Source organism: Pseudomonas sp. CCC3.1, assembly GCF_034347405.1.
In the GTDB taxonomy this organism is placed as follows: Bacteria; Pseudomonadota; Gammaproteobacteria; order Pseudomonadales; family Pseudomonadaceae; genus Aquipseudomonas.
Map to the genome: position 1 here is coordinate 2,832,048 of NZ_CP133778.1, position 22,147 is coordinate 2,854,194.

The 22,147-nt window shown below is 57.4% G+C and carries 17 protein-coding genes and 1 pseudogene; 7 read left to right on the top strand and 11 right to left on the bottom strand.

Annotation, left to right across the window (positions count from 1 at the left end; all coding sequences use genetic code 11):
* Nucleotides 1–6 precede the first annotated feature (6 nt).
* The 5 genes from RHM56_RS12615 to RHM56_RS12635 all read left to right on the top strand — a co-directional run bounded on the left by RHM56_RS12615 (nt 7) and on the right by RHM56_RS12635 (nt 6,012).
* On the top strand, nt 7–840 hold the full coding sequence (locus RHM56_RS12615) for a carbohydrate ABC transporter permease (RefSeq protein ID WP_322241578.1): 834 nt from the start codon (nt 7–9) through the stop codon (nt 838–840).
* A gap of 22 nt (nt 841–862) precedes the next feature.
* Nucleotides 863–1,966: a sn-glycerol-3-phosphate ABC transporter ATP-binding protein UgpC gene (locus RHM56_RS12620; protein ID WP_322241579.1), complete on the top strand. Its 1,104-nt coding sequence runs from the start codon at nt 863–865 to the stop codon at nt 1,964–1,966.
* A gap of 29 nt (nt 1,967–1,995) precedes the next feature.
* A complete protein-coding gene (locus RHM56_RS12625) occupies nt 1,996–3,477 on the top strand; it encodes a mannitol dehydrogenase family protein (RefSeq protein WP_322241580.1) in 1,482 nt (493 codons plus the stop codon).
* Nucleotides 3,478–3,574: 97 nt separating this feature from the next.
* On the top strand, nt 3,575–5,068 hold the full coding sequence (gene xylB, locus RHM56_RS12630) for a xylulokinase (RefSeq protein ID WP_322241582.1): 1,494 nt from the start codon (nt 3,575–3,577) through the stop codon (nt 5,066–5,068).
* A gap of 5 nt (nt 5,069–5,073) precedes the next feature.
* Nucleotides 5,074–6,012, top strand: a complete 939-nt coding sequence (locus tag RHM56_RS12635) for a carbohydrate kinase (protein ID WP_322241583.1) — start codon at nt 5,074–5,076, stop codon at nt 6,010–6,012.
* Between the two features lie 116 nt (nt 6,013–6,128).
* On the opposite strand, the gene RHM56_RS12640 is transcribed toward RHM56_RS12635, so the two are convergent.
* A complete protein-coding gene (locus RHM56_RS12640; protein ID WP_322241584.1) occupies nt 6,129–7,430 on the bottom strand; it encodes an OprD family porin in 1,302 nt (433 codons plus the stop codon).
* Between the two features lie 241 nt (nt 7,431–7,671).
* On the opposite strand from RHM56_RS12640, the pseudogene RHM56_RS12645 reads away from it, so the two are divergent.
* Together RHM56_RS12645 and RHM56_RS12650 are read left to right on the top strand one after the other, a co-directional pair.
* A pseudogene (locus RHM56_RS12645) lies at nt 7,672–8,979 on the top strand (ATP-binding protein); the annotation flags it as partial.
* Between the two features lie 72 nt (nt 8,980–9,051).
* Nucleotides 9,052–9,327: a peptidylprolyl isomerase gene (locus RHM56_RS12650; RefSeq protein ID WP_019409622.1), complete on the top strand. Its 276-nt coding sequence runs from the start codon at nt 9,052–9,054 to the stop codon at nt 9,325–9,327.
* A 375-nt stretch (nt 9,328–9,702) separates the two neighbouring features.
* Here RHM56_RS12650 and RHM56_RS12655 read toward each other — a convergent pair whose 3' ends face one another.
* The 10 genes from RHM56_RS12655 to RHM56_RS12700 all read right to left on the bottom strand — a co-directional run bounded on the left by RHM56_RS12655 (nt 9,703) and on the right by RHM56_RS12700 (nt 22,129).
* Nucleotides 9,703–11,307 carry a GMC family oxidoreductase gene (locus tag RHM56_RS12655; RefSeq protein WP_322241585.1) on the bottom strand — a complete coding sequence of 535 codons (1,605 nt, stop codon included), beginning with the start codon at nt 11,305–11,307 and terminating at the stop codon, nt 9,703–9,705.
* Nucleotides 11,308–11,382: 75 nt separating this feature from the next.
* Nucleotides 11,383–12,678, bottom strand: a complete 1,296-nt coding sequence (locus RHM56_RS12660) for an ABC transporter substrate-binding protein (RefSeq protein ID WP_322241586.1) — start codon at nt 12,676–12,678, stop codon at nt 11,383–11,385.
* Between the two features lie 127 nt (nt 12,679–12,805).
* Nucleotides 12,806–13,909, bottom strand: a complete 1,104-nt coding sequence (locus tag RHM56_RS12665) for a sn-glycerol-3-phosphate ABC transporter ATP-binding protein UgpC (protein ID WP_322241587.1) — start codon at nt 13,907–13,909, stop codon at nt 12,806–12,808.
* 5 nt (nt 13,910–13,914) lie between these two features.
* On the bottom strand, nt 13,915–14,724 hold the full coding sequence (locus tag RHM56_RS12670) for a carbohydrate ABC transporter permease (RefSeq protein ID WP_322241765.1): 810 nt from the start codon (nt 14,722–14,724) through the stop codon (nt 13,915–13,917).
* Between the two features lie 82 nt (nt 14,725–14,806).
* The gene (locus tag RHM56_RS12675; protein WP_322241766.1) at nt 14,807–15,724 is read right to left on the bottom strand and encodes a sugar ABC transporter permease; all 918 of its coding nucleotides are present in this window, start codon (nt 15,722–15,724) and stop codon (nt 14,807–14,809) included.
* Between the two features lie 109 nt (nt 15,725–15,833).
* Complete coding sequence (locus RHM56_RS12680; RefSeq protein ID WP_322241588.1) at nt 15,834–17,507, bottom strand: thiamine pyrophosphate-binding protein; 1,674 nt, start codon at nt 17,505–17,507, stop codon at nt 15,834–15,836.
* Nucleotides 17,508–18,021: 514 nt separating this feature from the next.
* Complete coding sequence (hisD, locus tag RHM56_RS12685; RefSeq protein WP_322241589.1) at nt 18,022–19,305, bottom strand: histidinol dehydrogenase; 1,284 nt, start codon at nt 19,303–19,305, stop codon at nt 18,022–18,024.
* 166 nt (nt 19,306–19,471) lie between these two features.
* Nucleotides 19,472–20,476, bottom strand: coding sequence for a LysR family transcriptional regulator (locus RHM56_RS12690; RefSeq protein WP_322241590.1), 1,005 nt, complete (start codon nt 20,474–20,476; stop codon nt 19,472–19,474).
* A gap of 223 nt (nt 20,477–20,699) precedes the next feature.
* On the bottom strand, nt 20,700–21,641 hold the full coding sequence (locus RHM56_RS12695) for a peptidylprolyl isomerase (protein WP_322241591.1): 942 nt from the start codon (nt 21,639–21,641) through the stop codon (nt 20,700–20,702).
* Nucleotides 21,638–22,129, bottom strand: coding sequence for a YbjN domain-containing protein (locus tag RHM56_RS12700; protein WP_322241592.1), 492 nt, complete (start codon nt 22,127–22,129; stop codon nt 21,638–21,640). Before RHM56_RS12700 ends, RHM56_RS12695 begins: the two co-directional genes overlap by 4 nt.
* Nucleotides 22,130–22,147 lie beyond the last annotated feature (18 nt).

The window sequence follows — 22,147 nt, forward strand, 5'->3', positions numbered from 1 at the left end:
GGCCCAGTGATGACACTTCAACAATCTCGCCGCCTGCAAAGCGTGCTGCTCGGCACGCTGGCCTGGGCCATCGCCATCCTGATTTTCTTCCCGATCTTCTGGATGGTCCTGACCAGCTTCAAGACCGAACTCGACGCGTTTGCCTCGCCGCCACAGTTCATCTTTACCCCTACGTTGGAGAACTACCTGCACATTGAACAGCGCAGTGGGTACTTCCACTTTGCCTGGAACTCGGTGCTGATCTCGTTCAGCGCTACCCTGCTGTGCATGCTGATTGCGATCCCGGCCGCGTACTCGATGGCGTTCTACGAAACCAAGCGCACCAAGGGCACGCTGCTGTGGATGCTCTCCACCAAAATGTTGCCGCCGGTGGGCGTGCTGATGCCTATTTACCTGCTGGCCAAGACCTTCGGCCTGCTCGATACCCGCGCCGCGCTGATCATCATCTACACCCTGATCAACCTGCCGATTGTGGTCTGGATGATTTACACCTACTTCAAGGACATCCCCAAAGACATCCTCGAAGCAGCCCGGCTCGACGGCGCCACCCTGTGGCAAGAGATGGTTCGCGTGCTGCTGCCCATCAGCAAGGGCGGACTGGCTTCGACCCTGCTGCTGTCACTGATTCTGTGCTGGAACGAGGCGTTCTGGTCGCTGAACCTGACCTCCTCCAGCGCTGCGCCACTGACGGCCCTGATCGCCTCTTACTCAAGCCCCGAAGGCTTGTTCTGGGCCAAGTTGTCGGCGGTGTCGACCCTGGCCTGCGCGCCCATCCTGATTTTTGGATGGATCAGCCAGAAGCAACTGGTGCGCGGTTTGTCTTTCGGCGCAGTTAAATAAAAATAACGATTGGAGGCCCATCATGGCCCACCTGAAAATCAAGAATTTGCAAAAAGGCTTCGAAGGTTTCTCGATCATCAAGGGCATTGACCTTGAAGTGCATGACCGCGAGTTCGTGGTGTTTGTTGGCCCGTCGGGGTGCGGTAAATCCACGCTGCTGCGACTGATTGCCGGGCTCGAAGAAGTCACCGATGGCACCATCGAACTGGATGGACGCGACATCACCGAAGTCAGCCCGGCCAAGCGCGACCTGGCCATGGTATTCCAGACCTATGCACTGTACCCGCACATGACCGTGCGCAAAAACATGTCATTTGCCCTCGATCTGGCGGGCGTCGCCAAAGCTGAAGTCGAGAAAAAAGTTAACGAAGCCGCACGCATTCTCGAACTTGCACCGTTACTGGAGCGCAAACCCAAGCACCTGTCGGGCGGGCAACGCCAACGCGTCGCGATTGGCCGGGCGATTGTGCGCAACCCCAAGATATTCCTGTTCGACGAACCGCTGTCCAACCTTGATGCGGCGCTACGGGTGCAAATGCGCCTGGAACTGGCGCGCCTGCATGAGGAGCTCAAGGCAACCATGATCTACGTGACCCACGACCAGGTCGAAGCCATGACCTTGGCCGACAAGGTCGTGGTGCTCAACTCAGGGAAAATCGAACAGGTTGGCTCGCCGCTGGAGCTGTACCATCATCCAGCCAACCTGTTTGTGGCCGGGTTTCTGGGCACCCCAAAAATGGGCTTCTTGAAAGGCAAGATCAGCCGTATTGAAGCCCAGAGCTGCGAAGTGGCGCTGGACGCCGGCACGCGCATCCAACTGCCACTCAGTGGCCCTTCACTGAGCCTTGGCAGCGCCGTGACCCTGGGCATACGCCCTGAACACCTCAACCTTGCCAAGCCCGGGGATTGCACCCTGACCGTTACCGCTGACGTCGGCGAGCGCCTGGGCAGCGACACCTATTGCCACGTGATTACCGCCTGTGGCGAACCCCTGACCATGCGTATTCGCGGTGACATGGCGAGCCAGTACGGCGAGCAATTGCACCTGCACCTGGACAGTGAACATTGCCATTTATTCGATGCTCAAGGGCTGGCTATCAGCCGCCCATTGCGCGCTGCTGCCTGACGCTGACGACCTTTTTTGAGATCGCACCCATGAAACTGAATCGCCGTAACCTCGACAATCTGAACGACGCAGTGGTCAAACCTACCTACCTTGCCCGCGTCACGCAGCACGGCATCGCCCACATCGGGGTCGGGGGCTTTCACCGCGCACACCAAGCGTTTTACACCGATGCGCTGATGAATCAGGGACGTGATCTTGACTGGAGCATTTGCGGCATCGGCTTACGCCCCGAAGACCGCAAAGTGCGCGATGACCTGGCTGGCCAAGACTACCTCTACACCTTGTTTGAACTGGGCGACAGTGACGAAACGCAAAGCCGCATTATCGGCTCGATCAGCGACATGCTGCTGGCCGAAGACAGCGCTCAGGCGGTGATCGACAAGCTGGCCAGCCCACAGATCCGCATCGTCTCGCTGACCATCACCGAGGGCGGTTATTGCATCGACGACAGCACAGGCGAGTTCATGGCCTCGCTGCCGCAGATTCAGCAAGACCTGGCACACCCCGAAGCCCCACGCTCGGTGTTTGGCGTGTTGTGTGCCGCCCTCGCCCAACGCCGCGCCAGCAACACTGCGCCCTTTACCGTGATGTCGTGCGATAACCTGCCGCACAACGGACGCGTGGCCCGTAAAGCCCTGCTGGCTTTCGCTGCCCTGAGCAACCCGGACTTGCACGACTGGATCGCCACCCATGTGAGTTTCCCGAATGCCATGGTCGACCGCATCACGCCCATGACCAGCAACGCCCATCGCCTGCAACTGCACGATCAGCTCGGCATCGACGATGCCTGGCCGGTGGTTTGCGAGCCGTTTATTCAATGGGTGCTCGAAGACAAATTCAGCAACGGCCGCCCAGCCTGGGAAACCGTGGGTGTGCAGCTCACCGATGACGTCACGCCCTATGAAGAGATGAAAATCAAACTGCTCAATGGCAGCCACCTGGCGCTGACCTATCTGGGCTTTTTGAAAGGCTATCGCTTCGTCCACGACACCATGAACGACCCGCTGTTTGTGGCTTATATGCGCGCCTATATGGACAAGGACGTGACCCCGCAGTTGGCACCCGTGCCGGGGATTGACCTTGCGACGTACAAAAACACCTTAATCGAGCGTTTCTCCAATCAAGCCATCGCCGACCAACTGGAGCGCGTGTGCTCCGATGGATCGTCGAAATTTCCTAAATTTACGGTCCCGACTATCAATCGCCTGATCGCCGATGGCGGCGAGTTGAAACGTGCAGCCTTGGTGGTCGCCGCTTGGGCGCTGTACCTCAAAGGGGTGGATGAGAAGGGTCAGAAGTATGTGATTCCTGATCCGCGGGCGCAGTTTTGTCAGGCGCTGGTGAGCGACGATGCGTTGATCGCGCAGCGGTTGCTGGGGGTTGAAGCTATTTTTGGCACAGCAATCCCGCAGTCTGCGGAGTTTGTGGCGGCGTTTGAGTGGTGCCTCAACAGCCTGCGTGAGGTGGGCGTTAGTAAAACCCTGGAGCAACTGGTAGACCGCGTTGCCTGAATCGCGGGCAAGCCCGCTCCCACAGGTTAGAGCTGCTTTTGTGGGAGCTGGCTTGCCAGCGATGGCCTTCACAGCGTTGGAATCCGATAGGACCGCCATGAACGATTCAACCTTGTACCTCGGCATCGATTGCGGCACTCAGGGCACTAAAGCCCTGATTCTCGACAGCCAGTCCGGCCAAGTGCTGGGGCTGGGGGCGGCACCGCACACCTTGACTCAAGGCGAAAACGGGCGCCGCGAGCAAGACACCGAACAATGGCTGCATGCATTACGAGAAGCCACTCGCCAAGCGCTGGCCAACGCTGGAGTCAGCGGCCAGCACATCAAAGGCATCGGCGTTAGCGGTCAACAACACGGGCTGGTGTTGCTGGATAAGCACGGCAACGTGCTGCGCCCGGCCAAACTCTGGTGTGACACCGAGTCCACGGCCGAAAACCAGCAATTACTGGATTGGCTGGGAGGCGACGCCGGTTCACTAGAACGTCTGGGGCTGGTGATTGCGCCAGGGTATACGGTGTCCAAATTGCTCTGGACGCGCATCCACCATCCGCAGGTGCTTGAACAAACCGCCCATATTCTGCTGCCCCACGACTACCTGAATTTCTGGCTGACGGGGCGCAGTTGCAGTGAGTACGGCGATGCCTCCGGCACAGGCTATTTCAATGTACGAACCCGCCAGTGGGACCTCGACATCCTGCGCCATATCGACCCGAGCGGAGCACTTGAACGCGCCCTGCCTGAACTGATCGAGTCCAGTCAGCCAGTCGGCACGCTGCGCCCGGAAGTTGCTCATCTGCTGGGGCTAAACCTGGATGCCGTGGTGTCCAGCGGTGGCGGCGACAATATGCTGGGCGCCATCGGCACCGGCAATATCACGCCCGGGATCATTACCATGAGCCTGGGGTCTTCGGGCACCTTGTACGCGTTTAACGAGCACCCGCAGGTCAGCCCGGACGCCAGCGTGGCCAGTTTCTGCTCTTCAAGCGGCGGCTGGTTACCGTTGATCTGCACGCTCAACCTGACCAACGTCACCGGCGCCATTCGTGAGCTGTTAGCCCTCTCGCTTGAGGGCTTCAATACGTTGGCCAATCAGGCGCCCATTGGGGCTTATGGGGTCAGCATGCTGCCGTTTCTAAACGGCGAACGAGTGCCCGCCCTGCCCAACGCCACCGGCAGTCTTCAGGGGTTGACCCTGACTAACCTGAACCCAGCCAATCTCTGCCGAGCCGCTCTTGAAGGCACGACCTTTGGTCTGCGTTATGGCCTCGACTTGCTGCGACGCAACGGCTTGCAGAGCCACACCATTCGACTGATCGGCGGCGGGTCAAAAAGTCCTCTTTGGCGCCAAATGGTGGCCGACATCATGAATACCCCGGTGGTCTGCGCCGAGCAAAGCGAAGCGGCTGCACTGGGGGCCGCCATTCAAGCGGCCTGGTGTGTCAGCGCAGGCACCGAGACGCTCGCAGACCTGTGCGGGCGCTGTGTGCGGCTCGACCCCGACAGTCAGACCAAACCTGATGCGACGCATGTCGCGGCCTATGAACGTCTCTATCAGCACTACCGCGAGCAGGTAGCCGCCTTAACCGAGTGAACCTTATGTATCTGGTATGTGGTGAAGCGTTATTTGATTTTTTCGCGCAAGCGGACAACAACGAGCAGGCTAACCAGGTGGGCTTCAAGGCCATTGCTGGAGGTTCGCCGTTCAACGTGGCTGTGGGTTTGCGCCGACTGGGGGTTGATGCCGGGCTGTTTGCCGGGCTGTCGACTGACTACCTGGGCAAACGCCTCAAGCACGTGCTGCTGAATGAAGGCGTGAGTGATCAGTTTTGGCTGGAGATTGACGCGCCCACCACCTTGGCCATGGTTGCGCTGGATGCCAACGGAGTGCCCGCCTACAGCTTTCGCGGCGAAGGTTGCGCCGACCGGCAACTGCACGCACAGCACCTGCCCGCATTGGGGCCAGAAGTACGGGGGTTGCATATCGGGTCATTTTCACTGGTGGTGCAACCGATTGCCGACACGCTGCTGTCACTGGTGCAGCGCGAAAGCGGGCGGCGCCTGATCAGCCTCGACCCCAATGTGCGCTTGAATCCTGAGCCGGACATTGAGGTTTGGCGTCAGCGAATCAATCAACTGATCCCTTATGCCGACCTGATTAAAGTCAGCGATGAAGACCTAGAGTTGCTGTATCCAGGCCAAGACCCGCTACAGATCGCTCAATCCTGGCTGGGGCAGCGTTGCCAATTGCTGTTTTTGACCCGTGGCAGTCAGGGCGCCAGTGTGTTCAGTCGCGAACACGGGCAATCGTCGCTGTCGGCGCAGCCGATAACCGTCGCTGATACCGTGGGCGCGGGTGACACCTTTCAGGCGGCCGTGATTGCCTGGCTGACCGAGCATGGATTGGATTCAATCGAAGGTTTGCACACGTTGAGCAAAGTGCAGGTCGACGCCCTGCTCGACTTCGCCTGCCGGGCGGCAGCGCTGACATGTAGTAAAACCGGGCCGGACCTGCCGTACAGGCATCAGTTGGATTGATAAACGCCAATCCCTTGTGGGGGCGGGCTTGCTCGCGATGCAGCCGACCCGGTTTGTCTGATACACCGTGTTGATTCAATCGCGGGCAAGCCCGCTCCCACAATAATGGTGTGGGTTTACCAGATCGACAGGTTGTAGCCGACGATCAGGCGCGTTTCATCCACGTCGCGGGCGAACTTCGAGTAGTTGGTGCGATAGGTCGCATTGCGAAAGCGCACGCTGAGGTCTTTGAAGGTGCCGCTCTGCACCACATATTTCAACTCGCTGTCGCGCTCCCACTCTTTGCCCTCTTCGCTGCGACCCACCACGTTGATGTTGTCGCCATTCACGTAGCGGGTCATGAATGACAGGCCATTAATGCCCATGGCCTTGAAGTCGTAGTCGTAACGCAGTTGCCACGAGCGCTCTTGCGCATTGGCGAAGTCGTTGACCTGCACATAGTTGACCAGGTACGGGTTGGTGCCATCCAGATACGGCATCGAGGTTTCGCCGTTCAGACGTTGCCAGCCAGCCCCCAACTTATGTCCGCCCAGCGAGTAAGTCAGCATCGCGCCCACGGCGCGGTTATCGATGGTCGATGCTTTGGCCGATCCCGCGTCATCACTTTTCAGCAACCGTACATCGGCCGCCAACACGCCGGGGCCGATGGGCTGTTTAGCCAACAGGCCGATGAATTGCTGGCGGTAAATATCTTCCAGTTCAGCGTAGTGATACTGCGCTGTCAGGCGCTCATTGACCTTGTAATCCAGGCCATACATCGAGAAATGGTCAGCCGTGATGTTGCACGCGTATCGCTTGTTTTTGCAGTTCAGGCGCAATTCCTGAGAGTCCGTGGAGTCGCGCGCGGTGTAACGGTCAAGACGCGAAGCCATGAACTTCAGGTCTTTGATTTCCTGGGATTCGAGCATCGCACCGCTGAACATGTTCGGCAGCAAACGCCCGTCGTTGTACTTCAGCAATGGCAGGTCGGGCAGCAGCGTGCCGACCTTGAGCACGGTCTGCGACACGCGCATTTTGGCGGTCAGGCCGCCTTTTGCGTACTGATCTTTGGAACGACGCGGGTCGCTGCCGGTCGAAGGCAGCAAGCCGCTGTTACTGCTCGATGGGCTGGAGTCCAGCTTGATCCCCAGCATGCCCAGCGCATCGAGGCCAAACCCCACAGTGCCTTCGGTGTAGCCCGATTGCAGGTTGAGGATAAAGCCTTGTGCGGTCTCGTCACGCTTGGAGGCGCCTTGCGGGCTTGAACTGCTGCCATCGCGAAAGTCGCGGTTGAAGTACACCGTACGGGCCTCAAGCGAAGCGCTGCTGTCTTCAATAAATCCGCCCGATTGTGCCTGCGCTGCAAAACCTGCGCAGACCGCCAGCGCACTCACGCGCGCCATGCGACGTGGCACTGACGATGAAAAAGGATGAACCATGTACACGCTCCAGCAGCGAATCATTCGCACAACAAAGACAAGGGACTGCGTACCTGCGGTGAAAAACCGAAGCGAGTCCATTCAATGCAAAAAAGGGCCGCAATTGTACGAAAGGCTATGCTTCACACTCATTGGACCTTAGTCGCACGCTCAAGAACGGGCTTTTCATGAACATTGATACCTTGGGCCGGTATCCGGCATTAAATACACTTCTTTTAAGATTCACTCTCGGGACCTATCCATGAGCGCCGTTTTTACCGTTCGCCAACTCGCGGCGTTGGCACAGAGCCCCTTGGGGGATGTCGCCGGCTGGCCACACAGTTTGCGCACCTGCGCGCAGGTGGTGATGAACTCGCCCATGCCGATGTTGTTGCTGTGGGGCGAGCAACTGACGCAAATCTACAACGACAGCTTTGCCACCCTGGTAGGTAACAAGCACCCGTGCGCCTTTGGCCAGCCGCTGCACCTGAGTTGGCCGCAATACACTGATTTCAGTCAGCCAATCATCAAAGCCGTCTGGGCCGGTCAACACCGTTCGTTTACCGATCAGTACTTTTTACGCCCGGACTCACAGCAGGCGACAGAAATGGGGCTGGACCTGACATTCAGTCCGATACGCGATGAGCAAGGCCAGGTCGCCGGGCTGCTGATGACTGCGGTCAAAACCTTGCATCGCAGACGTGCAGCGCTCATGCAAACCGAACACGCCTTGCGCGAACTCAACAACACCCTTGAAGAGCGAGTCGCGCAGCGTACTCAAGCACTGGCCGAGGCCAACGAACAGTTGCAACGCGAGATGCTAGAGCGTGAACGGGCCGAAGAAGCCTTGCGTCATGCGCAAAAAATGGAAGCAGTTGGCCAGTTGACCGGCGGCATCGCCCACGACTTCAACAACATGCTGACCGGAATTATCGGCAGCCTGGACCTGATGAAGCGTTACATTGCCGCTGGGCGCAGCGCGGAAGTTGGCCGTTTTACCGAGGCCGCCGTCTCCTCAGCCCGCCGTGCTGCGGCACTGACCCATCGTTTGTTAACGTTTTCCCGTCGCCAATCCCTGGACCGCAAACCGCTGGACCCGAACCACCTGGTGAGCTCGCTGCAGGAACTGTTCAACAGCACCAAGGGTTCACATATTGAGCTGGTGGTTGAACTGGGCAAAGACATCTGGGCCGTCAGCACCGACACCGGGCAACTGGAAAGCGCCCTGCTCAACCTGATCATCAACGCCCGAGACGCCATGCCTGAAGGTGGCACGCTGGTGGTCAGAACTGCCAACCTCTACCTCGAAGACAGCCGCACCAGCACCCTGGAGCCGATCAAGGCTGGGGAATATGTGATGTTTGAAGTCAGCGACAATGGTTCGGGCATGACCCCGCAAATCCTTGCGAAAGCCTTCGACCCCTTCTTCACCACCAAACCGGTGGGCCAAGGCACCGGCCTCGGCTTGTCAATGATCTACGGGTTTGCCCAGCAATCGGGCGGGCATGTGAGCATCATCAGTGAAACTGGCCATGGCACGCGGGTGCGTTTGCACCTGCCCCGCCACCACGACGAAGACGAGAAAACTCAGGCATAATCCGCGCCCTCGTAAAGAGCCCCACAGTTGCAAGGTAAACGTCCCATGAAAGCTCAAGCCCGCCATATCCTGGTGAAAACCGCCGAAGAAGCCGAATCGCTCAAACAACGCATCGCCAAAGGCGAAGCCTTTGATGTACTGGCGAAGAAATTCTCTACTTGCCCGTCAGGCAAACGCGGCGGTGATCTGGGCGAAGTGCGGCCAGGACAAATGGTCGGCGTGATTGACCAGATCATCTTCAAAAAACCGTTGCGTGTGGTACATGGGCCGGTGAAAAGCAAGTTTGGCTACCACCTGGTGCAAGTGTTTTATCGCGATTGAATCCTGTAGCCGCTGCGCTCCTCAGCGACTACAAAGTGTGTGTTCGCCGCGATCTTGGCTGTTGATCTCGCTTTTGATCTTGATCTACCCGCGACTTCGGGAGGCCGAGTGCAGGTTCTGCGCAGAGGGTTGACCGGCAGGATGCCGGGAGAGCCGTGTTGGGCCATGGATGGCCCGTCACGGCGTGCCCACGGAGCGGGACCTGTGCGAGGGAACCTGAGCGAAGCGAAGGCCGTACGTGGGAGCCAGGCCTTTTTGGGAACTTTTGTGGCTGCTTGACAAAAGTGCCTCGCCGTAAGGGCGAAACCCGTAAATAGCCGCAATAAATCAAACGGATATGTACGCAAAACCTTAGAAACGCTGCCACTGCCCCCATCAACGCAGCGCTGGCAGCCCCCGAATAATGTCCGATGCCCGCTCACCAATCATGGTGCACGCCGCATTGGTATTACCCGACACAATATTGGGCATGATCGACGCATCAGCCACCCGCAAACTCTCAATCCCCAGCACCCGCAATTGCGGATCCACCACACTCAGCACATCAGTCCCCATTTTGCAGGTGCCCACCGGGTGCAATGCCGCACGGGCATTACGCTTCAAATACGCCCCCAACGCTGCCCGATCAGCAAAAGCACGCCCTGGATAGTGCTGCGCCGCAACGTACGTGCTAAAGGCCGGTTGCGCCATGATGTCCTGACCAATCAGATACCCCTCTATCAAACGCTCAAGGTCATACGGGTCACTCATGTAGTTGGGAGCGATTCGCGGCAATTGCCCAGGATCAGCACTGCGCAAGCTCACACTGCCGCGAGAACGCGGTCGCACGTGCTCAAAGTTAAGAGTGCACCCCGTGCCACCCGGCACGCTGTCGGTGCCTTCTTCGATCCCGGCTCCGACCAGAAAGAAATACTGAAGGTCCGGCATTTTGTCGACCTGCGAACCCCGCGCAAATAACCCGCCCTCGATCAGGTTCGAGGCAATCGGGCCGCTGCGCGCCACCAGATACTGCAACGCTGCCCAGGCCTTCCAGTGGGCCTTTTTGTAGCGGTCATAACTCTGAACACCTTTAAGTTGATACACCTGCGACATCTCAAGGTGATCCTGCAGATTCTGCCCCACCCCAGGCACGTCGGCCTGCACCTTGATCCCCAACCGGGTCAGTGCTTTCGCTTCACCAACACCGGACAGCATCAGCAATTTGGGCGAGTTGATCGCCCCCGCACTGAGGATGACTTCGCATTCAGCCCTGAGCGCAAGCACCTGCCCGCTGTGGCAGTACTCCACTCCCACCGCGCGGCCTTGCTCGATCAGGATGCGATTGACCTTGGCCCCGGTGATGACTTCAAGGTTGGAACGACCCATGGCCGGGCGCAGGTAGGCGCTGCTTGAACTGGCACGCCGCCCGTTTTTAGCGGCGATCTGATAGTAACCGCAGCCCGCAGGCTCACCCGAGTTGAAATCCGGGTTAAACGCAAAACCGGCTTGCTGGCACGCCTGCAACCATTTACGGGTCAGCGGATGCACGTGGTTATTGAACGACACCGCCAAAGGCCCGCCGATCCCGTGTGCTTCATTGCAGAAATCGGAGTTGTCTTCGCTGCGTCGGTAGTAAGGCAACACATCGGCATAGCTCCAGCCAGTTGCGCCGCTGCTTTCCCACTCATCGTAGTCGCCAGGGTTGCCACGGGCGTACACCATGCCGTTGATCGAACTGCCGCCGCCCAACACACTTGCCTGGATCATGCTGTCCCCTGGCGCACGGGCAAATTCGGCAGGTGAGTCCCACGGGTAACGCTTGAGCAATGGCCCTTGGCAGGTTTTGTAGTACGTGCCCGGAAAACGAATATAGGGGTTTCGATCACTGGGCCCTTCTTCAAGCAAAACTACACGCGCTGCCGGGTCTTCAGATAATTTAGCCGCGAGAATGCAGCCAGTAGTGCCACCACCGATGATGACGTACGAGGGATGCCGGGACATATAAACGCTACCACTTAAAGAAATGAACACAGACGTGCGGCGCCGGGATCAGCATGACCCCGGCCCGGGCCTCGGTTAGATGTTTTGCAGATCCTTGACGATGCGATCAGCCGCTTGCTGAGAAGTCATTGACGGTGTGTTGGCAAAATGAGTGATGACATCCATCAATACACCACGTACATCACGATCCACGGCAATGTTCTCAATGAACGAGGGCAGCATGCCGCCGTTTTCCTGATTGGCTTTGCGGTCCACAAGGTTGATCTGCGCGCAGGCGTCAAACTTCTCCAGCGGCACGTCCATGATGGTCGGGATAGACCCTTTACGACGGCTGAACTCGATCTGCACAGCCGGGTCGATCACCAGCTCGGCAAACTTCTTCTGATTGGCTTGGCGCTGCGGGTCTTTCTGGCTGAAGAACGCCAGTTCGTCTGTCAGGTAGACAAAGTTCTGACCGTTACCAGGCGAGCTGGCGCACAGGAAGTCTTCTCCAGGGTGTTTACCTGCGCGCAGGAATTCACCCTTGGCAAAGTCACCGATGAACTGAAAAACGGCCTTGCCATCAATCACCATCTGCGTCGCTGCGTTCCAATCGCGACCAATGCGGTTCTTGTCCGAGAAGTTGATCATTTTGCGGAACTGGTCAAATACTTTGACCATCTGGGGCCCTTTCAACGCCTCTGGGTCACGCTCAATAATCGCCTTGTTGTAAAAGTCCTTGCCGCCCACACCCAAAATCACCGAGGTGAACATCTGCCCTTCTTGCCAGTCTTCACCACCAAGCGCCAAGGGAATCACGCCATCTTTCTGCATACGCTCGGCCAAGGCGTTGAATGCCTCCCACGTGGTCGGCAACTCGCCGCCATACTTGGCCAGCAACGCCTTGTTGGCCCACATCATGTTTTCTCGGTGTTCAACCAGCGGGATCGCGTAATAAGAACCTTTGTACATCGCCACTTTGCGCATTTCCGGCGACAGTTTTTTATCCCAATCCTGCTCCTTCGCTTGTGCATCCAGGTTGGTCAGCACATTTTGATCAACATAGGCATGCATCAAGTTCGGAACGGTCTGCGTCACATCCGGCAAGTTACCCGCCGACAACCGGGCCTGTAATGCCTGCTGCTGGTTATTACTGTTATTGCCGGCGATGGCAGAATCCTGCCAGGTCATACCCGCCTTCTTGACGGCCTCTTTTAATGCATCCAATGCATAGGCTTCACCCGCTGAAGACCATGGGTGAACCACTTCGACCGAAGGCCCCGCAGCGACGGCTGTTTGTGCACCCAACAATAAAGCCAGCAAGGCACTGCCCACCACTTTCTGGCGAAAACCGAGTAACGAATTACGTTGAACGCTTACGCTATTTTTCATCACATTCTCTCTTTTGTTTTGGAAGGAAAATTGGCAGTCGATCATGTAAAAGTGAGCGCCCGACACGTCACCGAACAACAGTCATGCCGGGATACAACTGGGTTTTATTTGAACTTCAATAGTTGGATCAGCGTGAAATTCGTTGTTCAGTGACAGCGTCAAACAGCAATGTTTTATCCATATCAACCGTCAGACCTACGCGCTGACCTGATACACCCACTCCGGGAGCAAAGCGTGCCATTAATGTTTCACCGCTGGCCTCAAGCAATACAAAGTTATCCGAACCGGTTGGCTCAACCACATCAACCACTGCATCAATTAATTGGGGAGCCGATCCGGGTTCGGCGTAAGCGAGCCATTCGGGACGAATGCCCAATACCACGTTGCCTCCTCTATAAGCGTTGTAACGTTCAGTCAGCGGCCCAAGATGGATACGCAACCCGGCTTGATTCCTGGACGCGCCTTGAAAAAAGACAGCTGAACCTTCAACGTCCAAAGTTCCGTTAATACAGTTCATGGCAGGCGAACCAATAAAGCGTGCAATAAACAAATTATTGGGATGTTCATAAATCTCTTGCGGAGAACCTATTTGCTGAACTTCACCGCCTTTCATCACAACAATCTTGGTTGCCAGGGTCATGGCTTCGATTTGATCGTGGGTGACATACACCGTGGTGGTTTTTTCACGTTGATGCAGTTTCTTGATTTCCGCCCGCATATCGGTGCGTAACTTGGCATCAAGGTTGGATAACGGCTCATCAAACAGAAAAATCTTCGGCTGGCGAACCATCGCCCGGCCCATGGCGACGCGCTGCCGCTGACCACCCGACAGTTGAGAAGGCTTGCGATCGAGCAGTTCGCCCAGTTGCAACACCGCCGCCACGCGTTTGACTGCCTCATCTTGCTCCTGGCGCGAAGCTCCGCGAACGCGCATGCCAAAGGTCAGGTTGCGGCGCACGGTCATCGTCGGGTACAGCGCGTATGACTGGAACACCATGGCAATGTCGCGGTCGGCGGACTCCATGTCATTGACCACCACGCCATCAATCACGATTTCGCCACTGGTCACCGGCGCCAAACCTGCAATAGCACTCAACAGGGTTGATTTGCCACAACCAGACGGCCCCAACAGCACCAGAAAGTCCCCGTCTTCAATATCAATGTTGACGTTCTTTAATGTGCGTAAATCGCCGTAGTGTTTTTCTACATTACGAATATTCAGAGATGCCATTTCATTTACCCCTTGACCGCGCCAGCCATCAGGCCTCGCACAAAATATTTACCCGCCAGCAGGTACACCACCAACGTTGGCAATGCCGATAGCAAAGCGCCAGCCATATGAATGTTGTAAGGCCGTTCGCCACCGGCCGAACTGACCAGGTTATTGAGTGCGACCATGATTGGCGTGTTGGCACCGCTGGTGAACGAGACGCCAAACAGGAAGTCGTTCCAGATACTGGTGAACTGCCAGATCACGGTGACCACGATCATCGGGGTGGCCATGGGCAAAATGATCAGGAAAAAAGTGGTCCAGAACCCGGCACCGTCTACGCGGGCCGCCTTGATCAAATCCTGTGGCACCGTCATGAAGTAATTACGAAAGAACATCGTGGTCATCGGCAGACCGTAAAGCGTGTGCAACAAAATAAGGCCGCCAATCCCGTTGGATAAACCCAACATCCCCAGCATCTTCGAGATCGGCACCAACATCACTTGATAGGGCGCAAACGTGCCAAACAAGATCAGGCCGTACACCAGGTTGGCGCCGTAAAATCGAAACTTTGAAAGTGCAAAGCCGTTCACGGCGCCGATCAGTGCCGACACCAATACCGATGGCACAACAATCAGGATGGTATTGAGGTAATAACTGCGCAACCCCACGCAACTGGTACCAATACACGCACTCGACCACGCTTCACGCCACGGCTGTAGCGTCGGATTCAAGGGCAGATCCAGAATCGAAGAATGCAAAATGGCATCCATGTCTTTGAATGATGCAAAGACCATCACAATCAAAGGAAACAGAAAGAACGCGGCGAAACCCATCAGTACCAGATACAGCGCAATACGGCGCAGAGACTTGATGGCAACACGTGTTGTTTTTCGCTGGCCAGGCACGGCGCGACTATTAATGGCTGCTGTCGTTGTGTTCACGTTTGAACTCCGCATACAAATAAGGAACAACGATGGCAACCACCACCAACAAAATCATCACAGCACTTGCCGCCCCTTGAGCCATCTGACCGCGCAAGAACGTCGAGTTGTACATAAAGGTGGTTGGCAAATCACTGGAATAACCCGGGCCGCCATTGGTCAATGCAACAACCAGATCAAACGAACGCACGGCCTGATAAATAAGAATGATGATGGCCGAGAACATGGCCGGCCGTAACATCGGAATAATGATCACGGTATAAATCCTGAACAGTCCGGCTCCTTCAAGTTGCGCCGCCTTGACGATTTCAGAGTCCACGCCGCGAAGTCCAGCCAGAAAGATCGCCATGATAAAACCTGCGGTTTGCCAAACAGCTGCAATCACTAATGTGTACACCGCCATCTTGGGATCAACCAGCCAATTGAAACTGGCACTTTCCCAGCCCCAACTGCGCAATAAATGTTCTATACCGGTGCCGGGGTTAAGAATCCATTTCCAGGCAATACCGGTGACGATCAGGGAGATAGCCATTGGGTAGAGATAAATCATGCGTAATGTATTTTCGGCACGAATTTTTTGATCCAGAAAGATCGCTATCAGCAAACCGATCAACAGCGATATGAGCGCAAAACCAATCGAAAATAAAACCAGGTTAATGACCGATGTATTCCAGCGATCCGACTCCCATAGCCGCACATATTGACTCAACCCGACGAAGTCATATTCAGGGAAATACTTGGACTTGGTGAACGAGATCAAAGTCGTCCAGCCAATAAATCCGTACACACTGATCGCCACCAAAATGAAGGTCGGTGCAACAGCCAGTGCTGCGGGGTTCCAGCGTGTTTTTTTAGATCGACGCAAGGGATCTGCATCAGTGGCATGGGGCAGCCTTGATGGGGTTGGACTCACGATGTCTCTCCTCGAGGGCAGTCTTGTTGTTAAGGCATAAAGGGCGTGCGCAGCTCTATCGGCAGCGCTACGCAATCAAGCGACAAACTCAAGCAAGGTCGTCAGCAAAAGGGTCAATAACCCCACTGCTTTGCCGCGAAATCATCACCTCGACCAAAGCCGGGCCTTTGCTGTTAAGGGCTTTATGCAAGGCAGGTGAGAGTTGTGACGGGTGCTCGACGCGCCATGATTCAAGGCCAAAGCTGCGGGCTACTTCAGTGAAGTCGGGCGAATACGGCTTGCCATCGGGCAGGTTGAATTCGCTGCCGTTATGACGGCCAAAGAGCTGCGTCTGGCCATCGCGCAGCGACACATAGCCGCTGTTGTTGAAGACCATGAACAGCACCGGGATGCAATGCATCACACACACCGCCATTTCTTGCAGCGCCTGCAAGAAATCGCCGTCACCCACTACGCACACCACCTGACGTGCCGGCAGCGCCAGCTTGGCCCCAATGGCCGCGGGCACCGCCCAGCCAAGTGCGTCAAAGGTGCTGGAAGACAAGTGGGTACGTGGCATATACACCGGGAACATCTGCTGCACCGCTCGGCGAACGCCTCCGGCCCCGACCACAATCAACGCGTCGCGCTCCAGCACCGCCCGCAATTCGGCCAGCGGCCGTTGGATCATGAACGGCGACGACTCATCCGCACGCTCTTTATCAAGACGCAACTCCCAGGCCGTGCGCAGCGCGGCTACCTGTTGCAGGTAGTCCGGGCGCTGCTGTGAGATCGCTTGGCGCTGTAACGCCGATAACGACTCAGACAAATCGTGCAGCGCGCTGCGTATATCCGCTTCGATGCCCAGCACTAATTGCGCAGATCGACCTCGCGTGCCTGGGTCGCAGTCAATCTGTATGACCGAGGTCGCGCCCTCCAGATCAACGGGACGGCAACCGACCAGCAACACCAGGTCGGCATTGGCCAACAACTGGTTGGCACAGGCGCTGCCCCAACGGCCCAAAGATCCGCCAGCCAACGGGTGATCCTCGGCGATAGAACCTTTGCCATCGATACCGGTGAGCACGGGCGCGCAAAAGCGTTCGGCTACATTCAGCAACTCGCTGCACGCGTCTGCAGCGATGACCCCGCCGCCCACCACAATCACCGGACGCAAGGCTTTTGCCAGGCATTCAGAGGCCACGCTAATGTGCGTCGCCAACGCAGTGTTGCGTTCAGCAACAGCCCGCACCTGACCCGGTGTCAGTGTCAGTTCGACACGCTCGGTTTGCACATCCAAAGGGAGCGTGAGGCTCACCGGACCAGGCACTGCGCAGAGCATCGTCGAAAAAGCTGCACGCAACATGGCAGGCAGTTCGGCGGGGCTTTCAGCCATCAGGTGCGCCTTCACGTGCAGGGTCGCGCAGTCATTGTCAGAGGGCGGTTCAAACGCCTGGCAGGGTATGTGAGCGGTCTGACCACCACTGATCACCAGCACCGAACTGCCTTCGGCCGAGGCGCACGCGAGCCCGGTCACCGCCTTGGAGACATTGATAGCGGTGGGCACCAGCGCCACCATCGGCCGACCGCAGGCCCGGTAGTAGCCATCGGCCAGGTACACAGCGCTTTGCTCCTGCATCACCTGAATAAACGGAATGCCCTGTGTCGTCGACTGCAACGCATCGACAATTGCCCAAGAGCCGTAACCGGGAATGCCCGCCACATATTCCACGCCATGGGCTTTGAGCAATTTAACGAGGGTTTGGCTGCCGGTGAGCTTCACAGTGAACTCCGATCGGGTCGAAACAAATGCCGCCAGTGTCTGTATGAATGCGCGCTGGCTAGCCGTTGTGTAGAAGTATTCGCTGCAAATCTGCTGCGCTCAATTTCGCAGCCCCGACAAAAACGACGCACATTGACGCAACGCCAACAATACCGTTCTAGAGGCCTGTCATTACAAGAAATGGAAAAATGGCGGCTAAAAAGCGCCCATGATCAGCCGCCAAAGGCCGCTCACAAAAAGTGCGTCATTTCGCGCCGCCGCCAACGCGCACGCTGAGGCAGGCGAAACGGAACACGATGTCGAGGAATACCGGGGATCAATCGATTTGCCCTCATCGCGCCCCTCTCATAAAGAGGGGCGGCTGAGGGATATGCGCACGAAGAGACACAGGCGACCAACCTGTATCGACACTGTTTACCCCAGTACCGATCCATCTTCTACGCAATGTCCAGGGGTTTCATGAGTGACCATGCCCCCACACCAGCGGCGCGCATTGCACGCGTCCGCAGATTGCTTAAATGGCTTTCTTGTAGCGGCGGATACGAATATCGGCCTGTTCTTTGTGGCCCGCGAACCCTTCCATGGCGCAGAGGCGCGAGCAGTATTCACCGACCATCACCGAGGCTTCATCGGTCAACACGCGCTGGTAGGTGCACGTCTTGATGAACTTGCCGACCCACAGGCCGCCGGTGTAGCGGGCAGATTTAGTGGTAGGCAAGGTGTGGTTGGTGCCAATGACCTTGTCGCCGTAAGACACGTTGGTCCGTTCGCCCAGAAACAGCGCGCCGTAGTTGGTCATGTGCTCAAGGAAGTACAGCGGATCGCGGGTCATCACCTGAACGTGTTCAGAGGCAATGCGGTCCGCCTCCTCGACCAACTCCTCAACGGTGTCGCACACAATGATTTCGCCGTAATCGCGCCAGGCCACGCTGGCAACCGCAGCGGTTGGCAACACCGCCAGTTGGCGTTCGATTTCGGCAGGGATCGCATCCGCCAGCGCCTGGCTGTTGGTGAGAAACACGGCAGGCGAGTTGACACCATGCTCGGCTTGACCGAGCAAATCAGCCACCACGATTTCGGCATCGCTGGTCTCGTCAGCGATCACCAGCGTCTCGGTAGGGCCTGCGATCAGGTCGATGCCGATTTTCCCGAACAATTGGCGTTTTGCCTCTGCTACATAGGCGTTTCCGGGGCCCACCACCATGTCAACCGGCGTGAACTCATCTGTGCCCAAAGCCAGAGCGGCAATGGCCTGCACCCCGCCCACACAGTAAATTTCATCCGCACCTGCCAGGTACATGGCGGTGACGATAGCCGGGTGCGGCTTGCCATCAAATGGCGGCGCTACAGCAACCACACGCTTGACGCCTGCGACCTTGGCCGTGAGCACGCTCATGTGTGCCGACGCCAACAGCGGGTATTTGCCACCGGGGATGTAGCAACCTACCGAGTTCACCGGAATGTTTTTGTGGCCCAGGATCACCCCTGGCAAGGTCTCGACTTCCACATCGATCAGCGCCGATTTCTGCACCTCGGCAAAGCGACGGACTTGGGCTTGAGCAAAGGTGATGTCATCCAGTTCCTGCTTGGACAGACTCGCGACACAGGCCGCAATTTCTTCATCGCTCAGGCGAAATTTCGCGGGCGACCACTTATCAAACTTCAGGGAATACTCACGTACGGCGGCATCACCCTGGCTGCCGACATTGGCAATGATGCCTGCCACGATATCGCGAACCTGGCTCGCGATTTCAGCCTGCGCGTCCACCGGCTTACTGGTTTTCAGGTATCGAATCATCTCTAACTCCGGTTCACATCACGAGAAAGCGGCGCGCACTGCACGGCATCTAAGGGCTTGCAGCAACGCAACGGTACTGGCAGCTATTTTCGCGACGTGACCCAGCGCTCACAATTTCGCACTGAACACCATAGTGACGCAGCATGACGCACCTGCATCCAGACTCCTACAGTTCCGGGCGCGGCGGGCTGTCAAACCACTCCTTGCGCCCTTCAAACGTGCTGACGATCAAGTCCGCCAGCATCTGCACTTCTTGCGGGTGGCTCACATCCGCATTCACCGCCATCCACGCCTGACGTTGCAAGCTCTCGGGCAATAATCCCGGGATGGCAATCAGCGCACGGTCGAAGTAGCTCATGTAGCGCGGCAACAAGCCGATGCACGCGCCACAACGGATCATTTCGAGCATCAGTGAGTAGTCGTGGACGTGCACCACGGCCGCCCGGCGCTGCTCAATCAGGCTGTTCCAGGGGCGCAGGGCTTCGATTTGATCGTCGGGCTGCCATTGCACCAGCATGTAGTCAGCCAAGTCTTCAAGGCAGTCAGGACGGCTGATCAGCCGCGAATAACGCTTGGCAATATGCGGCAGGTATTTCACGCAGGCCAAGGGCTTTGCAGGCTGGATGGCAAAACCCGGACCAGAACCACTGGCGTGCATATCTGATAGCCACACCACGACGTCAGCCTCGACCTTGCGCACATCCTGTTCGCTGTTAAGCGAGATGATGTCCAGGCGCACGCTGGCATTACGGCGTAACAAGGCAATCAGGTCACGGCCAAGGATGTCATGCAGGATCGGTTCGGCTACGGCCAGGCGGATTCGCGGCTGCTCGGAGGCGGACACCGGCAAATTCTGCTCATGGGCCAAGGCGATCAGTTGCGCCTGCAAGCGTTGCCCTTGCGGGCTGAGAACCAGTGATCGGCCCTGGAAAACAAACAGCGTGGTGCGCATCTGCTCTTCCAACTGAGCCAGTTGTTTGCGCAACAGCGTCGCCTTGATATTCAAGCTACGGGCTGCCTGGGTGAAGCAACCACAACGGGCGCTCACCAGAAAATAACGGGCGACTTCGGGGTCGACAGTGTGTGCCAGAGCCGTCCTTGGCTCTGGCACATCACAGGGTTTACGGTACGGGGTGTTGCCTTGGGGTGTAGCGGGTTCTAGAAATGCCATGGGGGACGCTCCTTGTCTTGTGGGCATAGATTTCTACGCAACGCCGTTGCAAATACAGCGAAAAACGTGTGGAAGCCTGGCTTGTCAGCGAGGCAGGCGATGCGGTTTTTCTGTTAAAACGCGTCGACATCATCGCGGGCAAGCCCGCTCCCACAGGGGTCGCCCACAAACGACGGTGTCGACAGACGCTGCAGATCGGTCTATTGCATCCGTGCCAAATGATTTACTCGAGCAGCTTGTTCAGCTCGGCGCCATCAATACTCAGGGTTGCCGTATTGAGCATACCTTCCAGGTATGACTTGGCGATTTGCTCCTGACGCTGATCACGCAGGGCCTGGGTCAGGCGCTCGCGCAGTTCATCAAGGGTCGCCGTGCGCGCCGGTTGTTGCTCGGTCAGTTTTAGCACATGAAAACCGGCCGCACTTTGTACCACCTCCGACACCGCACCTACTTTCAACCGGGCCACTGTGTTACGCACCTCTGGCACCCATTGTTGCAACGGTTGCAAGCCAGAATCACCGCCACGACTGGCGCTGTCAGGTTCTTGCGAGTACTGCTTGGCCATCGCGGTGAATTCGCCCGGTGCTGCTTGCGCCTTGCGGCTCAGTTCCTGAGCCTTGCGTGCCACGACATCGACGTTTTGCGAGTCAGTCACTGCCAGGAATATCTGGCTCACCCGGTACAACGGCGGTGTCATCCATTGCGCCTTGCCACTGTCATAAGCCGCTTGCAGTTCGGCCTGACTTGGATAGTTCGCGGGCACCTTGCTGACCGACAACATGTAGTCGCGGAACACAATCTGCTCGGCAGCGGCTCGGGTCTGCTGTTCCACTTCCGGACGTTGACGCCAGCCTTGGGCATCGGCCTGTTCCAGCACCGCTTTTTGCGCAAGGCGTGAGCGCAGCCAGGTTTCCAGGGCGCTGCGGTTAGCGCGCAGTTGCTCGCGGGATTCAGCAGGCAAGGTCGCCATCACGGCCTTGAGTTCTTGTACATCGATTTGCTGGCTGCCCAGACGGGCGACGGCCGGGCCGCTGCGCTCAAGGCTCAGCAGCGGCGTCGGTTGCTGAGCTGCGACCGGGTCGTTACCCGGACGCAGAATCAACCCCACGGCAACCACCAGCAAGGTCAGCGCACCCGCGCCGACCACCAGGGTTGGCTTTTTCACTGGGCAGTCGCCTCTTCACGCGAGACTTCGGCTTCGGCGAGCTCGGCTTCTTCGCCTTGCGCCTGAAGCTGGGCAGCTTGCTGGCTGTATTCACGCAGGTAAACGATGAACTCTTGCAGCAGGCGATCCCACAGTTCCAGTTGGCTGCGCAGGTGAACTTCGCCCACGCCCGCCACGACCACGTCCATTTCCATAAGCAGAAACTCGCCTTGCAGCGACAGCCGGGCAAAACGACGCGAGGCGTTCCAGACCTGGGTCAGGCCTTCTGGCAATTGACCTTGCACACGCAGCGCGCAGCTGTACGTGAAGTCAACGTAGCTGCCCTCTTCCACTGCCAGGTTACCGAAACGCACAGCAAAGCCGATGCCCTGGCTGGCGCTGAGCAGTTGCACGATGCCGTTCTGCTCGGTTTCGTTAACTCGGTAGCCAGCAGCTTGCAGCAGCTCAGTCAGGCTCTTGACGGTAACGCTAGTGATCAAATCGCTCATGGTGTGCTTCCTTGTCTA